Origin of the sequence: Spirillospora sp. CA-128828 (assembly GCF_050945415.1) — a bacterium.
In the GTDB taxonomy this organism is placed as follows: domain Bacteria; phylum Actinomycetota; class Actinomycetes; order Streptosporangiales; family Streptosporangiaceae; genus Spirillospora.
The window spans coordinates 2,006,779-2,025,350 of the sequence record NZ_CP191986.1 but is presented as its reverse complement, the minus strand read 5'-3'; the positions used below and the strand labels follow the sequence as shown (position 1 = coordinate 2,025,350).

Annotated in this window: 14 protein-coding genes; 8 read left to right on the top strand and 6 right to left on the bottom strand. The window is 72.1% G+C overall.

Features of this window, described 5'->3' with window-relative positions:
* The gene (locus ACQPXG_RS10170; protein WP_433467383.1) at positions 1-459 is read right to left on the bottom strand and encodes an Lrp/AsnC family transcriptional regulator; all 459 of its coding nucleotides are present in this window, start codon (positions 457-459) and stop codon (positions 1-3) included.
* 204 nt (positions 460-663) lie between these two features.
* Here ACQPXG_RS10170 and rocD point away from each other — a divergent pair, with 204 nt between their 5' ends.
* The 4 genes from rocD to ACQPXG_RS10150 all read left to right on the top strand — a co-directional run bounded on the left by rocD (position 664) and on the right by ACQPXG_RS10150 (position 5,271).
* Positions 664-1,830 carry an ornithine--oxo-acid transaminase gene (rocD, locus tag ACQPXG_RS10165; RefSeq protein ID WP_433469936.1) on the top strand — a complete coding sequence of 389 codons (1,167 nt, stop codon included), beginning with the start codon at positions 664-666 and terminating at the stop codon, positions 1,828-1,830.
* A gap of 129 nt (positions 1,831-1,959) precedes the next feature.
* Positions 1,960-2,928 carry an LCP family protein gene (locus tag ACQPXG_RS10160; RefSeq protein WP_433467382.1) on the top strand — a complete coding sequence of 323 codons (969 nt, stop codon included), beginning with the start codon at positions 1,960-1,962 and terminating at the stop codon, positions 2,926-2,928.
* A 97-nt stretch (positions 2,929-3,025) separates the two neighbouring features.
* Positions 3,026-3,661 (top strand): PadR family transcriptional regulator, encoded by a 636-nt coding sequence (locus ACQPXG_RS10155; protein WP_433467381.1) that lies wholly within the window; start codon positions 3,026-3,028, stop codon positions 3,659-3,661.
* The gene (locus ACQPXG_RS10150) at positions 3,658-5,271 is read left to right on the top strand and encodes a DHA2 family efflux MFS transporter permease subunit (protein WP_433467380.1); all 1,614 of its coding nucleotides are present in this window, start codon (positions 3,658-3,660) and stop codon (positions 5,269-5,271) included. Before ACQPXG_RS10155 ends, ACQPXG_RS10150 begins: the two co-directional genes overlap by 4 nt.
* 35 nt (positions 5,272-5,306) lie before the next feature.
* Here the strand turns inward: ACQPXG_RS10150 and ACQPXG_RS10145 are convergent, their stop codons facing one another.
* From ACQPXG_RS10145 to ACQPXG_RS10135, 3 genes are all read right to left on the bottom strand, one after another.
* Entirely contained in the window at positions 5,307-5,810 is a 504-nt protein-coding gene (locus ACQPXG_RS10145; RefSeq protein WP_433467379.1) for a DUF6113 family protein, read from the bottom strand.
* 233 nt (positions 5,811-6,043) lie between these two features.
* Entirely contained in the window at positions 6,044-6,943 is a 900-nt protein-coding gene (gene mshB / locus ACQPXG_RS10140) for an N-acetyl-1-D-myo-inositol-2-amino-2-deoxy-alpha-D-glucopyranoside deacetylase (RefSeq protein WP_433467378.1), read from the bottom strand.
* Between the two features lie 85 nt (positions 6,944-7,028).
* Positions 7,029-8,456, bottom strand: coding sequence for a serine/threonine-protein kinase (locus ACQPXG_RS10135; protein ID WP_433467377.1), 1,428 nt, complete (start codon positions 8,454-8,456; stop codon positions 7,029-7,031).
* Positions 8,457-8,635: 179 nt separating this feature from the next.
* Here ACQPXG_RS10135 and ACQPXG_RS10130 point away from each other — a divergent pair, with 179 nt between their 5' ends.
* Complete coding sequence (locus ACQPXG_RS10130) at positions 8,636-10,717, top strand: prolyl oligopeptidase family serine peptidase (RefSeq protein ID WP_433467376.1); 2,082 nt, start codon at positions 8,636-8,638, stop codon at positions 10,715-10,717.
* Here ACQPXG_RS10130 and ACQPXG_RS10125 read toward each other — a convergent pair.
* Positions 10,706-12,442 (bottom strand): ABC transporter ATP-binding protein, encoded by a 1,737-nt coding sequence (locus ACQPXG_RS10125; RefSeq protein ID WP_433467375.1) that lies wholly within the window; start codon positions 12,440-12,442, stop codon positions 10,706-10,708. The genes ACQPXG_RS10130 and ACQPXG_RS10125 overlap by 12 nt on opposite strands.
* On the bottom strand, positions 12,439-14,067 hold the full coding sequence (locus ACQPXG_RS10120) for an ABC transporter transmembrane domain-containing protein (protein ID WP_433467374.1): 1,629 nt from the start codon (positions 14,065-14,067) through the stop codon (positions 12,439-12,441). Before ACQPXG_RS10120 ends, ACQPXG_RS10125 begins: the two co-directional genes overlap by 4 nt.
* A gap of 432 nt (positions 14,068-14,499) precedes the next feature.
* Between ACQPXG_RS10120 and ACQPXG_RS10115 the strand changes: the two genes are divergently transcribed.
* The 3 genes from ACQPXG_RS10115 (at position 14,500) to ACQPXG_RS10105 (ending at position 18,557) form a co-directional block, all read left to right on the top strand.
* Positions 14,500-15,726, top strand: coding sequence for a PP2C family protein-serine/threonine phosphatase (locus ACQPXG_RS10115; protein ID WP_433467373.1), 1,227 nt, complete (start codon positions 14,500-14,502; stop codon positions 15,724-15,726).
* Positions 15,727-15,927: 201 nt separating this feature from the next.
* A complete protein-coding gene (locus ACQPXG_RS10110; protein ID WP_433467372.1) occupies positions 15,928-16,617 on the top strand; it encodes a succinate dehydrogenase cytochrome b subunit in 690 nt (229 codons plus the stop codon).
* Between the two features lie 2 nt (positions 16,618-16,619).
* Positions 16,620-18,557, top strand: a complete 1,938-nt coding sequence (locus ACQPXG_RS10105) for a fumarate reductase/succinate dehydrogenase flavoprotein subunit (RefSeq protein ID WP_433469935.1) — start codon at positions 16,620-16,622, stop codon at positions 18,555-18,557.
* The last annotated feature ends 15 nt before the right edge of the window (positions 18,558-18,572 follow it).

Here is an 18,572-nt window from a genome sequence, read left to right as displayed (position 1 = left end):
TCAGCCATGGGAGGGCGCGTCGGTGGGGCGGCCGATCAGCCGCGACAGCACGATCGCCGTCTTGGTCGCGGTGATGTTGTTCTCCCGGCGCAGCCGTTCGAGGGCCTGTTCGAGGTGCTGGATGTCGCGGGCCCGGACGTGCACGAGGGCGCTGGCGTCACCGCTGATCGTGTACGCCGCGACGACCTCGGGGTGGCCGCGGACGCTGGAGTAGATCTCGTCGGGGGACGTCGCCCCGGTGCAGAAGATCTCGATGAACGCCTCGGTCGTCCAGCCGAGGGCGGCCGGGTCGACGACGGCCGCGAAGCCGTTGATCACGCCGTCCGCGCGGAGCCGGTCGACGCGCCGCTTCACCGCCGGAGCCGACAGCCCGACCTTGTCGCCGATCTGCGCGTACGACGCGCGGCCGTCCTCCAAGAGCCGCGCAACGATTCGACGGTCAAGCTCGTCAAGACGCAACAAATAACACCCCCCAAGTAGGTTTTCGTCATTGGTCGTCAGTCATTTCCGAACATACGCTGGGAAGTGGACCGGCGGCCACCTGACCCGCCCGGCCTCCTCCCCCAGACACCGGGCCCCGTCCGGTGTCCCAGCCATGCCCGGCCGACCGGCCGGACCGAAGCGCGAAGGAGCGTCGTGACGCCGACCGATCAGCTGCGAGCGATGTCCGAGGACCACAGCGCGCACAACTACCACCCCCTTCCCATCGTGGTCTCCGAGGCGGACGGCGTGTGGCTGACCGATGCCGAGGGCCACCGCTACCTCGACATGCTGGCCGCCTACTCGGCGGTCAACTTCGGGCACCGCAATCCCCGGCTGACCGAGGCCGCCCGCCGCCAGCTCGACCGCGTCACGCTGGTGAGCCGCGCGTTCGACCACGACCAGTTCGGCCCGTTCGTGTCCGAGCTCGCCGAGCTGTGCGGCAAGGACATGGTGCTGCCGATGAACAGCGGCGCCGAGGCCGTCGAGACCGCGCTGAAGACCGCCCGCAAGTGGGGCTACGAGGTCCGGGGCGTCCCGGCGGACCAGGCGAACATCATCACGTTCGAGGGCAACTTCCACGGCCGCACCACCACGATCATCAGCTTCTCGACCGACCCCGACGCCCGCGACTCCTACGGCCCCTACACGCCGGGCTTCCGGACCGTCCCGTACGGCGATGTCGGCGCGCTGAAGGCGGCGATGGACGACGCCACGGTCGGCGTGCTGATCGAGCCGATCCAGGGCGAGGCCGGCGTCAACGTCCCGCCGAGCGGGTTCCTGCGCGCGGTGCGGGAGCTGTGCACCGCCAACGGGTCGCTGATGATCGCGGACGAGATCCAGTCCGGGCTCGGCCGCACCGGCACCACGTTCGCCGTCGAGCACGAGGACGTCGTGCCCGACGTCTACATCCTCGGCAAGGCCCTCGGCGGCGGCATCATGCCGGTCTCCGCGGTCGTCGCCGACCGCGACGTCCTCGGGGTCTTCAAGCCCGGCCAGCACGGCTCGACGTTCGGCGGCAACCCGCTCGCCTGCGCGATCGCACGCGAGGTCATCGCGATCCTGAAGACCGGCGAGTACCAGGACCGGTCCCGGACGCTCGGCGCGCACATGCACGACCGGCTCGGCCGGCTGCCCGGCGACCTCGTTCGCGAGGTCCGCGGCCGCGGCCTGTGGGCCGGGGTCGAGCTGCACGGCAGGGCGCGCCCGGTCAGCGAGCGGCTCATGGACCTCGGCGTCCTCGCCAAGGAGACCCACGAGACCACGCTCCGCCTCGCCCCGCCGCTGGTCATCACGCGCGAGGACCTCGACTGGGCGCTCGACCAGCTGGAGATCGCCCTGAAGGGCTGACGTGCGGGGCGGCCGCCGGTCAACGGCGCCCGGCGGCAACCCCTCTGCAAACCCCTCATTCGTCAAAGAGTCGGCCCCCCGCCCGCCTGGCGCGCCCACCCGGTCCACCGCCCCGGACAGGGTGGGCGCATGCTGCGGATCAGGGGTGGGCGCCGGGTGGTCATCGGCTGCGGCGGGCTGGCGGTGGGCGTCCTGCTGCTGCTCGCGGGCGGTCTCTACCTGCTGCAACACGCGTACGACGGAGGGGTCAGGCGGGTCGCCGGCGCGCTGCCCACCGGGGCCGGGCGTCCCTCCTCCACCGGGCGCGGCGAGAACTGGCTGCTGATCGGGTCCGACCGGCGCGCGGACATCCCCTCGATGGGCGCCCGGGCCGACACGATCATGCTGGTGCACCTGTCCGGCGGCGGCGACCGGGTGTCGCTGATCTCGATCCCCCGGGACGGCCGGGTGCCCGTCCCGGGGCACGGCATGTCGAAGATCAACGCGGCGTTCGCGTTCGGCGGGCCGTCGCTGCTGATCAGGACGGTCGAACAGCTCACACATGTGCGCGTCGACCACTACGCCGCCCTCGACTTCAACGGGTTCGTGAAGATGACCGACGCCCTCGGCGGCGTGGACGTCACCATCACCAAGGACACCTACGACCCGAAGCACGACCGCAGGTGGACGGCGGGCCACCGGCATCTGAACGGTCTTGAAGCGCTGGACTTCGTCCGGCAGCGCTGGAACCTGCCGGGCGGCGACCTCGACCGGATCAAGCGGCAGCAGGCGTTCCTGCACGCGCTCGCCGGCAAGGCGCTGGACACCCGCAACCCGATCAAGATCGACCGGTTCATCCGGGCCGCGACCCGCTCGGTGACCGTGGACGACTCCGTCTCGTCCGGCACGCTGCGCGGCCTCGCGCACCGGCTGCTCCAGACGTCGCTGATGGAGTACCTGACCGCGCCGGTCGCGGGGACGGCCGAGCGGGACGGGCAGAGTGTCGTACTCCTGGACGACGATGGCGTCAGCGAGCTCTTCACCGCCGTCCGGGAAGACCGGGTCGGCGAGTACGTGTCCCGCAACGGCGCGGCCAACTCGGTGAACGCGGTGCGGTGACCTGCACGGATATGTCCGATCTCTAACTTAGGTGGCAAGAGCGGTCTATTTGGATTAGTCTACGTGGACTAATCGAGTTCGACCAAAGGCCGCTGACATGTCCCGACCCCTCACACCGCTCGCGCTGACCGTGCTGCGCATGCTGTGCGACGGGCCCATGCATCCGTACGAGATGCAGCAGCGCATCCGCGACCACGCCTACGACCAGGCCGTCAAGATCACGCACGGGTCGCTGTACCACTCGGTGGAACGGCTCGCCTCGTGCGGGCTGATCGAGCCGCTGGAGACGAGCCGGGAGGGCCGCCGGCCCGAGCGGACCGTCTACGCGGTGACCACCGCGGGACGCGACGCCGCGCAGTTCCGGCTCGCCGAACTGCTCTCCCGTCCCACCGAGGAGTTCCCGCTCTTCGGCACCGGGCTGGCGTTCATCAACCTGCTGCCGGAAAGCGAGGTCGCGCGGCACCTGCGCAGCCGAGCCGTCGCCCTGGAGGCGGCGCTCGCGGGGCACCAGACGGCCCACGACTCCCTCCTCAAGCAGGGCATCGAGCGGTACAAGCTGATCGACCAGGAGTGGCTGATCGCGCGGTTGCGCTGCGAGCTGGACTTCGTCCGGGGCCTGGGCGACGACCTGGAGTCCGGCCGGCTCACCTGGAAGGACAACGAGACGAGGGCGTTCTGCCACCCCCGTCCCCGGCCACGACCACAACTCAATGACGACAAGGGGGCCTCATGAGCAGATGGCGCGGCAATCCCTGGGCGATCCTGTTGACGCTCTCCCTCGGATTCTTCATGACGCTGCTCGACCTGACGATCGTGAACATCGCGATCCCGAGCATGATCGACAAGCTGGACGCCTCGCTGGACGAGGTGCTGTGGGTGGTCAACGCCTACATCCTGGTGCTGGCCGTCCTGCTCATCACCGCCGGCCGGCTCGGCGACCTGTGGGGCAAGAAGAACCTGTTCATCGCCGGCGTCGCGCTGTTCACGCTGTCCAGCCTGGCGTGCGGCCTGTCGCAGGACCCGGCGCAGCTGATCGCCGCCCGCGCGGTGCAGGGCCTCGGCGCGGCGCTGCTGATGCCGCAGACCATGTCGATCATCATCAGCGTGTTCCCGCCCGAGCGGCGCGGCGCCGCCCTCGGCGTCTGGGGCGCGGTGGCCGGGGTGTCCACCATCGCCGGCCCGACGATCGGCGGCCTGCTCGTCACCAGCCTCGACTGGCGGTGGATCTTCTTCGTGAACCTGCCGATCGGTGTCCTGGTGCTGGCCATGGCCGTGCCGATCCTGCCCGGCCACGCCCGCACCGTCCGGCACCGGTTCGACGTCCCCGGCGTCCTGCTGGCGTCCGCCGCCCTCTTCTGCCTCACGTTCGCGCTGACCGAGGGCCAGAAGTACGAGTGGAACGAGGGCATCTGGGGGCTGATCGCCGCCGGGCTCGGACTGTTCGTGATCTTCGTGGTCTACCAGCGCGGCAAGCAGGACGGCGAGCCGCTCGTCCCGTTCTCGCTGTTCAAGGACCGCAACTTCACGATCCTGAACCTCGTCGGCGCGGCCGTGTCGATCGGCATGATCGGCATGTTCCTGCCGATGACGATCTACCTGCAGTCGGTGCTGGGGTTCAGTGCCCTCAAGGCGGGGCTCGTGATGGCGCCGTCCTCGGTGGTGTCGATGTTCCTCGCGCCCGTCGCGGGCCGGATGTCGGACCGCATCGGCGGCAAGTTCATCCTGATGACCGGCCTCACCCTCTACGCGGCCGGCATGGCGTGGATCGTCGTCATCGCCGGGGCGGGCTCGGACTGGACGGCGTTCATCGCGCCGCTCGTCGTGTCCGGGTTCGGCATCGGCGGCGTGTTCGCGCCGATGGCCACCGAGGCGACCCGGAACGTCCCGCCCCGGCTCGCGGGCGCGGCGTCCGGCGTCAACAACACGATCCGGCAGGTCGGGTCGGTGCTCGGCAGCGCGGCGGTCGGCGCCGTCCTGCAGAACCGGCTCGCGTCCTCGCTCCGGGACGAGGCGACGGCCCGCTCCTCGGCGCTTCCGGCCGACATGCGCGGCGGCTTCGTGCGGGGCTTCGCGGGCGCCGCGAAGGGCGGCCTGGAGGTCGGCGCCGGGCAGAGCGGCGCGAAGCAGCAGCTTCCGGCCGGGGTCCCGCCGAGCGTCGCGCACCGCGTCCAGGAAGTGGCCGGACAGGTGTTCTCACACGGTTTCGTCCACGCGATGAAGCCGACGATGTGGCTGCCGATCGGCGTCATCCTCCTCAGCGCCGCGGCCTGCCTCACCCTCAAGGGGCACCGGACCGACGTCTCCGCCAAGATGGATCCGGAACCGGCCTCGATGGCCACGTGACGTGAGGGGTCCGCCCGGGGCTGACTGGGCGGACCCTACTCGCGGGCGCGTCCGGCCCTTGCCGTCAGCCACGCCCCCGGCGGCCGCGCCGGGGGCACCATCATGGTCCCGATCACGGCGGCGAACAGGCCGCCGACGAAGAACACGTATCCGGACAGGCTCCCGGGGACGATCAGGTCGCCTTCCGGCCGGCGCATCGTCATGACGAACACCACGATTCCCCACACCAGCGCGGGGACCGTCGCACCGAGCCGTCCGCCCATGCCCATGCCGCACAGCCGGGCCATCACGAAGACCAGCCCCGCCAGGACGATCGCCGCGAACGGCACGGGGCCGGTGTACCAGTCCTGCACGAACGAGCCGACCAGGCCGAACAGCCCGCCGAGCAGCGCGAGGACCGCGTAGGCGGCGCCGGACACGAACGCGTCCAGCGGGCGCTCGCCGCCGGCCTCCTTCAGGGCGGACGCACCGGCGTCGCCGTCCGCCGGGAGACCGTCCTTGGCGAGGCTCACCCGCGCCTCGTCGTCGTCCTTTTCCACGGGCTTCAGGGTACCGGCCCGGTTTCCGTAGCGGAGCGCCAGCGGAGCGGAGGGAGCCGGGCCGGTCTTCCCGGGGGCGTGGGGGTCGCCCCCCACAGGAACAGGGCCCGGTTTCCGTAGCGGAGCGCCAGCGGAGCGGAGGGAGCCGGGCCGGTCTTCCCGGGGGCGTGGGGGTCGCCCCCCACAGGAACAGGGCCGGCGTGGGGTCGCCCCGGCAGGGAGCGGGGCTCCGGTCAGGGCCGGGCTTCGGTGAGGCCGGCGAAGAGGTCGCGTTCGCGCCGGCCGGGGCCGACCGGGCCGAGGTCGCCGGCCTGGAGGATGAAGTACTCGGTGCCGAACGCCTGCTGGCCCAGGTTGTTCGACAGCGCGAAGAACGGGCCGACCTGCTCGGGCGCGACGACGATCTGGGTGCGGTGGGCGCGCAGGGCCGCGAGCTTGGCGGGCAGGTGCGCACGGGCGTCGACGACCGTCGTGACCTGGCCGTCCGGGACGCCCGAGCCCAGCTCGTCCAGCCCGGCGACGCGCGCGAACGGAAGCCTGGCCTCGCGCATCACCGCGATCGCGCGCGCGAGGACGGTCCGCGGGGTGGCGTAGGCGTAGAACTTGGCGGCCCGCCACGGTTCGGCGCCGTCCTCGTGGGACGGGTCGGCGGCCAGCTCGTACGCCCGCCACGCGACACGGTGCGCCTGGATGTGGTCGGGGTGCCCGTAGTTGCCGCGCTCGTCATAGGTGACGATGACCTGTGGGCGGAGCTCCCGGATCACCGGGACGAGGTCCAGCGCCGCGGTCGTGACGTCGGCCTGCCAGAAGCAGCGCGGGTCGTCGTTGGTGGGCCCGCCCATCATGCCGGAGTCGCGCCAGCGGCCCGGCCCGCCGAGGAACCGGTGGTCGCGGACGCCGAGCGCCGCGCAGGCCGCCTCCAGCTCCCCGATCCGGTACTCGCCGAGGCTGTCCTCCTTGTCGGACGCCAGGTGGCGCAGCTCTTCCGGGATGACCTCGCCCTCCTCGCCCAGTGTGCAGGTGACGAGACAGACGTGGGCGCCCTCGGCGGCGTACTTGGCCATGGTCGCCCCGGTCCCGATGGACTCGTCGTCCGGATGGGCGTGGACGAACAGGATCCGCGGCTCCTTCATAGTCAACGAGCCTACTCAGGGCCCGGCATCGCGGCGATGACCGCCCTGCCCCCGCGCTTCCCGGCGGCGCCGCCGCACCCCCGGCTCAGCCGCCTCCGGTGCCGGTACCGGGGTCGCCTCCGGTGCCGCCGTCGCCACCCGCTCCGGTGCCCCCGTCCCCGCCGTCGCCGCCGTCGGGGGTGCTCGGCTCCTCCGTCGGCGTCTCGGTGGTCGGCTCCTCCGTCGGCGTCTCCGTCGTCGGCTCCTCGGTGGGGGTGGACGTCTGGGGCGGCGGCGTGTTCTGGCGCGTCCGGGTGCGCGTCGGCGCGGGCTCCTCCGTCGGAGTCTCGGACGTCGGCTCCTCCGACGTCGGCGCGGAGTCGGTGACCGACGGCGTGCTGGGCGTGTTCGGGGAGTTACTGCCCCGGGTCGCCATGAACACGCCGACGACCAGCGCGAGCACGGCGATCGCCGCGACGGCCGCGAAGATCGGCCACTTGGACTTGCGCTCGGGCTCCCAGTCGTCGTAGCGGCTACGGCCGGCTCCGCCCATGGGCCGCGCGGGCGGCAGGTCCCCGGTGTAGTCGCGGGGCGCCACGCGGCGCGTCCCGCCGCCCGGGTGCGTCGAGCCCGCCAGCCCGGCGGCGCCGAGCCCGCCCGCGGCGAGCGTCGAACCCTCCGCCAGCATCGTGGTGGCCTGCGCCGGGTCGTCCATCCGGGTCCGCCCGCCGCCCGGGCCGCTGCCGATCAGCGCCATCATGATCTGCTGCGCGGTCGGCCGCCGCTCCGGCTCCTTCACCAGGCACGCCGCGATCAGCCGGTGCAGGTCGGCGGGGACGCCCTCCAGCGACGGCGGCTCGTGCATCACCCGGTTGATCACCGCGACGACGGTGTCGTCGCCGAACGGCGGGCGCCCGGTCGCGGCGAACACCATCGTGGTGGCCCACGCCCACACGTCCACGGCCTCGGTGAGGGTCGCGCCCGCCACCTGCTCGGGCGCCATGTAGGACGGCGTGCCGATCGCCTTGGTCGCGTTGGTCTGCCCGGTGTCCAGGGCGCGCGCGATGCCGAAGTCGATCACCCGGGGGCCGTCCGGCGCCATGATGACGTTGTGCGGCTTGAAGTCGCGGTGCACGATCCCGGCCTGGTGGATCGCCACCAGCGCCGTCGCGGTGCCGATCGCCAGCCGGTCCAGAGGCGCGCCGCCGATCGGGCCGGTCTCGGTGACCTGCTTGTACAGCGACGGGCCCGGCACGTACTCGCTGGCGATGTAGGGCTGGTCGCCCGCGACATCGGCCTCCAGGACCTGCGCGGTGCAGAACCGCGCCACCTGCTTGGCGGCCTGCGCCTCACGGACGAACCGGTTGCGCGCCATCGTGTCCCCGGCCAGATCGGCGCGGAGAAGCTTGATCGCGGCCTTGTTCCCGGAGGGGTCGACGCCGCCGTAGACGACGCCTTGGCCGCCCTCGCCGAGCCGTTCGACGATCTCGTACGAGCCAAGCCGCCGGGGATCTCCCGACTGCAGCTCCGGCATTGACCACTCCTCAGCCCGCGACGACAAAAGTGCTTGGGGAAGCTTTGAGCTTACGCGAGCGCGGACCCGGGCACGGGTCTTTACCCCCGTCCACCACGCGACGACCCGTGATCATAGAGGCAGGAGGCCGCCGTGCGCCGTACTTCCACTCCGTTGCCGTACTGGCAGACTCGGATGCCATGAGCATCAGCTATCCGCGGCAGAGCGCCCGCACCCGACGGTTCAGCCTCGGCGTCCCGCGCGCCTTCCAGATCGCGCCGGACGAGTCGCGCGTCGCCTTCCTGCGCACCAGGGCGGGCGACGACCCGGTGACCTGCCTGTGGACGCTGGACACCGGCACCGGTGAGGAGCGGTGCGTCGCCGACCCTGCCGCGCTGGACGTCCCCGGCGAGGAGAACCTGCCCGCCGAGGAGCGCGCCCGGCGCGAGCGCGCCCGCGAGCAGGCGGGCGGCATCGTCGGGTACGCGACCGACCGGGGCATGCGGCAGGCGGTCTTCACGCTGGGCGGGCGGCTCTACGTCGCCGACCTGGACACGGCGCTCATCCGCGAGCTGCCCGCGCAGCCGCCCGTCTTCGATGCCCGTCCCGACCCGGCCGGCCGTCGCGTCGCCTACGTGTCAGGCCGGACGCTGCGGCTCATCGAGATGGACGGCACCGACGACCGGGCACTCGTCCGGCCCGAGTCCGACCAGGTCTCCTACGGGCTCGCCGAGTTCGTCGCGGCCGAGGAGATGGACCGCATGCGCGGCCACTGGTGGTCGCCCGACGGCGGGACGCTGCTGGTCGCGCGCGTGGACGAGACGCCCGTGCAGCGCTGGCACATCGCCGACCCCGCGAACCCCGACCGGTCCCCGTCCGAGATCGCCTACCCGGCGGCGGGCACGCCGAACGCGCTGGTGTCGCTGGTGCTGCTCAAGGTCGACGGCGGGCGCCTCGCCGTGGCCTGGGACCGCGGCATGTTCCCCTACTTCGTGGCCGCGTCCTGGGACCGGCACGGCCTGATGATCATCGTCCAGCCCCGCGACCAGCGCACCCAGCGGGTGCTCAAGGTGGACCCGACCAACGGCGAGACGTCCCTCCTGCACAGCGAGCACGACCCGCTGTGGACCGACGTCGTCCCCGGCCTGCCCGTCCGGACGAACGGCGGAGAGCTCGTCTGGGTGACCGGGGACCCCGAGACCGACACGCGCCGCATCACCGTCGCCGGCAAGCCCGTCACGCCCGGCGGCATGCAGGTCCGCGCCGTGCTCGGGGTGGACGCCGGGTCGATCCTGTTCAGCGCGTCGGAGGAGCCGACCGAAGTCCACCTGTACTCCTACGACGCCGGCGAGGTGACCCGGCTCACCGAGGGGCAGGGCGTCTTCGGCGGGACCCGCTCCGGCGGCGTCACCGTGGTGACGGGCGCGCGGCTCGACCGTCCCGGCACGGAGGTCGAGGTCCGCACGCCGTCCGGGTCGCATCCGGTCGTCTCGTTCGCCGAGACGCCGGTGATCACCCCGCGGGTGGAGCTGCTGCGCGCCGGCGACCGCGAGATCCGCACCGCGGTGCTGCTGCCCACCGGGTGGGAGCGCGGCCACGGCCGCCTGCCCGTCCTCATGGACCCCTACGGCGGGCCGCACGCGCAGCGCGTCCTCGCCGTCCAGCGCATGTACTGCGAGCCGCAGTGGCTCGCCGACCAGGGCTTCGCGGTCGTGATCGCGGACGGCCGCGGCACGCCCGCGCGCGGCCCCGCCTTCGAGCGCGCCGTCCGCGGCGACTTCGTCGAGCCCGTCCTGGAGGACCAGATCACCGCGCTGATCGAGGCCGCGCGCCGGCATCCCGCCGCGTTCGACCTCGACCGCGTCGCGATCCGCGGCTGGTCGTTCGGCGGCTGGCTCGCCGGTCTCGCCGTCCTGCAACGCCCGGACGTGTTCCACGCCGGCGTCGCGGGCGCCCCGGTCACCGACTGGCGCCTGTACGACACCCACTACACCGAGCGCTACCTGGGTCATCCCGACGAGGAGCCGGAGAACTACGCCGCCAACTCCCTCATCGAGAAGGCCGCCGGCCTGAAGCGGCCGCTCATGATCATCCACGGCCTGGCCGACGACAACGTGGTGGCCGCCCACACCCTGCGCCTGTCCTCGGCCCTCCTGGCCGCCGGACGCCCGCACACCGTCCTCCCCCTGTCGGGCGTCACGCACATGACCCCGCAGGAGGTCGTGGCGGAGAACCTCCTGCACATCCAGGTCGACTTCCTCAAGTCGGCCCTATCCCGGTGAACCTCCGTGCCAGGACGTCCACAGGGCGGCGTAGGAGCCCTCGGCGGCGATGAGCTCGTCGTGCGTGCCGAGTTCGGTGATGCGGCCGTCCTCCACCACCGCCACGCGGTCGGCGTCGTGGGCGGTGTGGAGGCGGTGCGCGATCGCGACGACGGTCCGGCCTTCCAGGACGGCGGCGAGCGAGCGTTCCACGTGCCGGGCGGCGCGCGGGTCGAGCAGCGAGGTCGCCTCGTCCAGGACGAGCGTGTGCGGGTCGGCGAGGACGAGCCGGGCCAGCGCGAGCTGCTGCGCCTGGGCGGGCGACAGGGTCTCGCCGCCCGAGCCGACGACCGTGTCGAGGCCGGGGCCGTCCCAGTCGACCGCGGTCAGGACCTGGCCGATCTCGTCGTCGGACGCGCCCGCGCGGGCCATCACCAGGTTCTCGCGGAGCGTGCCGCGGAACACGTGATGCTCCTGGGTGACCAGGGAGACATGGCCGCGCAGGTCGTCCAGCGGCAGCTCGACCAGCGGGACGCCGCCGTCGGCGCCGACGGCGACCCTGCCTGACCGCGGGCCGTCCACCCCGGCGAGCAGGCGGCCGAGCGTCGACTTGCCCGCGCCGCTCGGCCCGACCATCGCGAGCCGTTCACCGGGTCTCAGGTCGAGGTCGACGCCGTGCAGGACGTCGTGCCCGGGCCGGTAGGAATAGCGGACGGCGCGTGCCGTCAGCCGTTCCCCGGCGGGCGTGCGGCCGTTCGATGTGCGGTCCGGCGGGACATCGCCCACGCCGAGGAGACGGGCCAGCGAAGCGCCGCCGAGCTGCAACTCGTCCAGCCATGACAGGACCGTGTCCACCGGCTCGATGAGCTGCTGCGCGTAGAGGGTCGCGGCGGTCACCTGCGCGAGCGACGCCATGCCGTTGATGTAGAGGAGGCCGCCGACCAGCAGCGTCGACACGACGGGCAGGACGAACCCCAGCTCGGCCACCGGGAACAGCACCATGCGCAGCCGCAGCGTGTACCGCTCCGCCTTGTAGGACCTCGCGAGGTCGGCGTCGCCGCGCTCGTGCCGCCGGCCGGCGAGGCCGAGCGCCTCCACCGTCCGGGCGCCCTGGACGGTCTCCGTCAGCCCGTCGGCGATCTGGGACCACGCCGCGTTCTCCCGCAGGTAGCCGCCGTGGGCTCGGGGCAGGTACCAGCGCATCACCAGCACCAGCATCGGGGCGGCGACCAGCGCGGGCAGCGCGACGAGCGGACCGTTCAGCAGCAGCGCGGCGACGGTGAAGGCGCCCACGACGACGGCGACGATCGTCTCCGGCATCGCATACCGGACGGACGTGCTCAGCGTGTCCACGTCACGGGACGCGCGGGTGACGAGGTCGCCGGTCCCCGCGCGCTCGACCGTGGAGAGCGGCAGTTCCAGCACCCGGTCGACGAACTCCTCGCGCAGCTCCGCCAGCACCCGCTCGCCCAGCCTCGCGGACGCGAGGTAGGCGTACCGGATCAGCACGCCCTGGGCGATCACGAACGCGGCGATGGCCAGGCCGGTCGTGTCGATGCCGGCATGGCCGTCGCGGACGTCCTCCACCAGGGCGCCGAGGAGCCGGGGCGTCACCAGCCCGGTCACGGCGGCCAGCGCGTGCAGAGCAAGGACCTTGGCGAGGGCGCGTGGGTGCCGCAGGACGAGCCGCCGCGCGTACGCCCGCACCTGCGCGGGCGTCGCGATCGGCAGTGTCTGGGCGCTCACGTCCCTGCCCTTTCTGCGCTTTCTCCTCGGGTGACCGCCGCCCCGTAGCGCGGCTCGGTGTCCAGGAGGTCTCGGTGGGTTCCTTCTGCGACGACCAGGCCGTCTTGCACGAAGGCCACGTGGTCGGCGCGGTCCAGCATCAGCGGGCTCGTCGTACACACCACGGTGGTGCGGCCCGCGCGCGCTTGGCCGAGCCTGTCGGCGATGCGCGCTTCGGTGTGCGCGTCCACCGCGCTGGTCGGCTCCACAAGGACGAGGACGTCCGGGTCGGCGGCGAACGCCCGCGCAAGGCGAAGGCGTTGCTGCTGGCCGCCGGAGAACTCCCGTCCTGCCTCGGCCACGTGCGCGTCCAGACCGACCGAGGCGACCACGTCCTCGGCGCAGGCCGCATGGATCGCCGCCCGCACCGCGGCCTCGTCGCCGTCCGGCGCCAGCGATTCGGCCAGCGGCCCGGAGAACAGACGGTCCTCGTTGACCGCGACCAGGATCCGCTTTCGGATGTCGGCGACCGCGCGCAGCGGGACGCCGCCGAAATCCACATCGCCGTCGGTGTACCGTCCGAGCCGGTCGGCGATCGCCTGCGCGTCGCGCGGCTCGGCCGCCGCGATCGCGGTGACCCGGCCCGGCCGCACGACCAGCCCGGACGCGATGTCGACCAGCTCCGCGTCCGCCGCCGGGCGGGCCGTCCCGGCGTCCGGCAGCTCGGGGTCGAGCCGCAGCAGCGCGGTGACCCGGCCCGCCGCCACCAGCCCCTTGGTGATCTTGCTCGCGGCCTCGCCGAGGGTCTTCAGCGGGACGATCAGGAACACCGCGTACCCGTAGAACGCGACCAGCTCGCCGACGCCGATCGTCCCGCGCACGGCGAACCGGGCACCGGCCCAGGTGACCAGCGCGATCAGCAGCCCGGGCAGCAGCACCTCGGCGCCGTTCATCCGCGTCTCGGCCCGCGCCACCGCCACCCCGGCCGCGCGCACCCGCTGCGACTCGGCCCGGTAGCGGCCGGAGAACAGCGACTCGCCGCCGATGCCGCGCAGCACCCGCAGGCCGGCGACCAGGTCGGTGGCGTGCGTGGTCAGCTCGCCGACCAGCTCCCGGTGCGCCAGCTCGCGGTCCCGGTAGGGGCGCAGCAGCGGCGCCGCGACCAGCAGGATCACCGGGACGCCGACCAGCACGATCAGGCCGAGCGGCGGCGACGTCGCCAGCAGGATGCCGGCCACGACGACGATCGCGACCACGGCGCCCGACCCGCGGGCGACGATGTCCAGGACGTCGCCGATGTGCGACACGTCGGACAGCCCGATGCTGACCACCTCGCCGGCGCTCAGCCGCTTCGGCAGCGTCCCGCCGAGCCGGGTGGCCTGCCGGGTGACGAGCTGGACCGTCCGGTACGCCGCCGCCAGCCAGTTGTAGACCGCGAACCGGTGCCGGACGGCGCCCGACGCGGCCTGCACGACGCCGAGGCCGAGCAGGACGGCCGCCCACGTCACGAGGGCGCGCTCGTCCCGCGCCGCGACGCCGTCGCCGATGGCGCGGCCGATCGCGGCGGGCATCAGGGCCTGGCTGAGCATCCAGACCACCCCGAGGAGCGCGCCGGCGGTGATGCTGCGCCACTGGGCGCGCATCATCCAGAGCAGGAATCGCGCAGGGGATCCACGATCGGCGCCAGGGGCGCTTCGGGTGGTGCGGGGGGTCGTCCCCCCTCGAACGGAGTGGTCGGGGCCGCCAGGATCTTTCTCCGGCAACGGCTTCACACGTCGAAGGTTATGCAGCGGAACCCTCGATGCACGACTGGTTTTTCAGCTGGCCCGATCGCTTTTCGGTCAGTCCGGAAACAACGTCCGGAACGTGCTCAGGGGATGCGCCCCGACGTCGGGACACGCTATGGTCGGGTCCGTACGGAGCGACGCTTCCTCCGCTCCTTGAGCCGGGACCCTGGCGGCTAGGCCAACGCCGCTCCCCCGGCGCGGCCCGTACCGCTCCCCTGCCGCCCGCAGGAATAGAGCGAGACGTCCCGGTCGTTGCCAGTGCCGTCGCCAGCCCGACTTTCCGGAAGCCTTGTGAGCACCATCAGCCGCCAGACGCACCCCTTCACGCCGGGGACCGAGGACAGGGTCGACCTGCTCCTCATCGACGACGACCCGTCGGACGTCCTCATGGTCGAGAAGATGCTCGCCGAGAGCGGCATGGACGCCGGCATCACGGTCGCGAGCGACCTCGCCGCCGCCGGGCGGACGCTGACCCGGCGCACCCAGTGCATCATCGTCGACCTGTCCGCCCCCGGCATCGACCGACTGGAGGCGCTCCGGAAGGTGCTGGCGCTGTCGGGCCCGGCCGCCGTCGTCGTCCTGACCGGCCTGGAGGACGCCCACCTAGGCGTCCAAGCGGTCGCCGCGGGCGCCGAGGACTACCTGGTCAAGCAGGAGGTGGACGCGCCGCTGCTGGCCCGCGCCATCCGCTACGCCATCGAGCGCAAGCGCTCGGAGGAGACCGAACGCCGACTGGTCGAGGCGCGCATCCTCGGCCGGGAGAACGCGCGGCTGGAGCGCGGGCTGCTGCCCGTCCCGCTGATCGACGACCCGTCGCTGCGGCACCACACCCGCTACCGGCCCGGCCGGCGGCGCGCGCTGCTCGGCGGCGACTTCTACGACACCGTGCAGACCGAGGGCGGCGCCGTCCACCTGATGATCGGGGACGTGTGCGGGCACGGCCCGGACGAGGCGGCCCTCGGCGTCCAGCTCCGGATGGCCTGGCGGACGCTCGTCCTCGCCGGCCACACCGGCGAGCAGCTCCTCGGCACCCTGGACACCGTCCTCGGCCACGAGCGGCGCAGCGAGGAGATCTTCACCACGCTCTGCATGATCACGATCGCGCCGTCCCGGCGGACCGCCCGGATGCACCTCGCCGGGCACCCCGCGCCGCTGCTGTTCCGGGGCACCCCCGGCCAGGACGGCGAGGTTACGGCGCTGCCCGACTACGCGCACGGCCCGGCGCTCGGCCTGGTGCCCGGCGCCGAGTGGCCGACCACCGAGATCGACCTCGGCGATTCCTGGGGCCTGATGCTCTACACCGACGGCCTGATCGAGGGCAGGATCGGCGAGGGCTCGACCCGGCTCGGCACCGACGGCCTGCTCGGCCTGGCCCGCACCGCGCGCGGCCGGGGCGCGGCGGGCCGGTATCTGATCGACGAACTGGTGACCGAGGTCGAGCACCTCAACGGGGACGCCCTCACCGACGACCTCGCCGTCCTGCTGCTGACCCGCTGGGCGGACCGGACAGGGCACTGACCACAAGGCCCTGACCTCAGTCAATATCGTCTGGATCACTGACCGGCGAAGTTCCCTGACCCACTGTGAAGTCGCTCACCCCCGCGGACGTCACGGAACGGACACAAGTCCTGCGCTGCTTGTGTTCATAGCCTGCGGCTATCGCAACGAGTGCGCCGATGACTTGGAAGTAATCGCCGAACCGGACATAGCGTGCAGGTCGTGGCTATAGCGATACCTGCGATCTACCGATCGACCATCGGCAAGAAGGCCGTCATGGCGGTCACCGGCGGCATCCTCGTGCTGTACCTGGTCGCGCACATGATCGGGAACCTCAAGATCTTCCTCGGCGCGGAGGAGTTCAACCACTACGCGCACTGGCTGCGCACGATGGGCGAGCCCGCCGTGCCGCACCGGACGGTGCTGACGCTCATCGAGGTCGTGCTCGGTGCCTCGGTCGTGCTGCACATGTGGTCGGCGGTATCGCTCGCGCGCCGCGCCTCCGCCGCCCGTCCCGTGAAGTACCAGTCGAAGAAGAAGTCGCACGCGCAGGGCTATGCCACCCAGACCATGCGGTACGGCGGCATCATCATCGCCGTCTACGTCATCTGGCATCTGCTGGACCTGACGTTCTTCGTCGTGAACCCCAAGGGCGCCGACGCCACCCCGTACGAGCGGATGGTCGCCGACTTCGACCCGTCCCGCTGGTACATCACGGTCTGGTACGTCGTCGCCATCCTGCTCGTCGGGCTGCACCTCAACCACGGCATCTGGAGCGCGTTCCAGACGCTCGGGCTGCGCAGCCCGCGCAGCCACAACGCCCTGCGGAGCCTCGCCGGGACCGTCGCCGCGCTCGTGACGCTCGGTTTCGTCGCCGTCCCCGTCTCCATCACGTTCGGATGGGTGAGCTGACCATGACCGACAGCTTCTACAAGTCCGGCGAGCCGATCGCCGACGGCAAGGCACCGGCCGGGCCCATCGAGGACCGCTGGACGACCCGCAAGTTCGAGGCCAAGCAGGTCAACCCGGCCAACAAGCGCAAGAAGAAGATCATCATCATCGGCACCGGTCTCGCGGGCGGCTCGGCCGGCGCCACCCTCGGTGAGGCCGGCTACCACGTCCAGCAGTTCTGCTTCCAGGACTCCCCGCGCCGCGCCCACTCGATCGCCGCGCAGGGCGGCATCAACGCCGCCAAGAACTACCGCAACGACGGCGACAGCGTGTACCGGCTGTTCTACGAGACGGTCAAGGGCGGCGACTTCCGCTCCCGCGAGTCGAACGTGTACCGGCTCGCCGACATCTCCCGGCAGATCATCGACCAGTGCGTCGCGCAGGGCGTCCCGTTCGCCCGCGAGTACGGCGGCCTGCTCGACAACCGCTCGTTCGGCGGCACGCAGGTGTCCCGCACCTTCTACGCCCGCGGGCAGACGGGCCAGCAGCTGCTGCTCGGCGCCTACCAGGCGCTGATGCGGCAGGTGGACGCCGGCAACGTCGAGCTCTACCCGCGGCACGAGATGCTCGACCTGATCATGGAGGACGGGCGGGCCCGCGGCGTCGTCGTCCGGAACCTGATCAACGGCGAGGTCAAGCACTACACGGCGGACGCGGTGGTGCTGGCGTCCGGCGGCTACGGCAACGTGTACTTCCTGTCCACGAACGCGATGGGCTCGAACGTCACCGCGTCCTGGCGCGCCCACCGGCACGGTGCCCTGTTCGCCAACCCCTGCTACACGCAGATCCACCCGACGTGCATCCCGGTCAGCGGCGACCACCAGTCGAAGCTGACGCTGATGTCGGAGTCGCTGCGCAACGACGGCCGCGTGTGGGTTCCGAAGAAGGGCGGCGACACGCGCAGGCCCGCCGACATTCCCGAGGACGAGCGCGACTACTACCTGGAGCGGATCTACCCGTCCTTCGGCAACCTGGTGCCGCGCGACATCGCGTCCCGGGCGGCGAAGAACGTCTGCGACGAGGGACGCGGCGTCGGCCCCGGCGGGCTCGGCGTCTACCTCGACTTCTCCGACGCGATCGAGCGGCTCGGCCGCGACAAGGTCGAGGCCAAGTACGGCAACCTCTTCGAGATGTACGAGCGCATCACCGGCGAGAACCCGTACGACACGCCGATGCGCATCTACCCGGCCGTCCACTACACGATGGGCGGGCTGTGGGTCGACTACGACCTGGAGTCCTCGATCCCCGGCCTGTTCGTGATCGGCGAGGCGAACTTCTCCGACCACGGCGCGAACCGGCTCGGTGCGTCCGCGCTGATGCAGGGTCTCGCGGACGGCTACTTCGTCCTGCCGAACACCATCGGCGACTACATCGCCCGCAACGCCCTCGCCCCGGTCGCCGAGACCGCGATCAGCGAGGCCGAGGAACGGGTCACGTCACGGATCGACAAGCTGCTGTCGGTCGACGGGGACCGGACCGTCGACTCCTTCCACCGCGAGCTCGGCCACATCATGTGGGAGTACTGCGGCATGGAACGCACCGAGGAGGGGCTGCGCAAGGCGCTCGAGCTCATCCCGGCCCTGCGCGAGGAGTTCTGGACCCGCGTCAGGGTCACCGGCAAGGGCGAGGAGCTGAACCAGCAGCTGGAGAAGGCCGGCCGCGTCGCCGACTTCTTCGAGCTGGCCGAGCTGATGGTCATCGACGCGCTGCACCGCACCGAGTCCTGCGGCGGCCACTTCCGGGCCGAGAGCCAGGACGAGGACGGCGAGGCCAAGCGCGACGACGACAACTTCAGCCACGTCGCCGCCTGGGGATGGGCCGGGGAGGGCGAGCAGCCCGTCCTCCACAAGGAGGCCCTCAACTTCGAGTACGTCAAGCCCACGCAGCGCTCGTACAAGTAACAGAGGTCGTGCAAG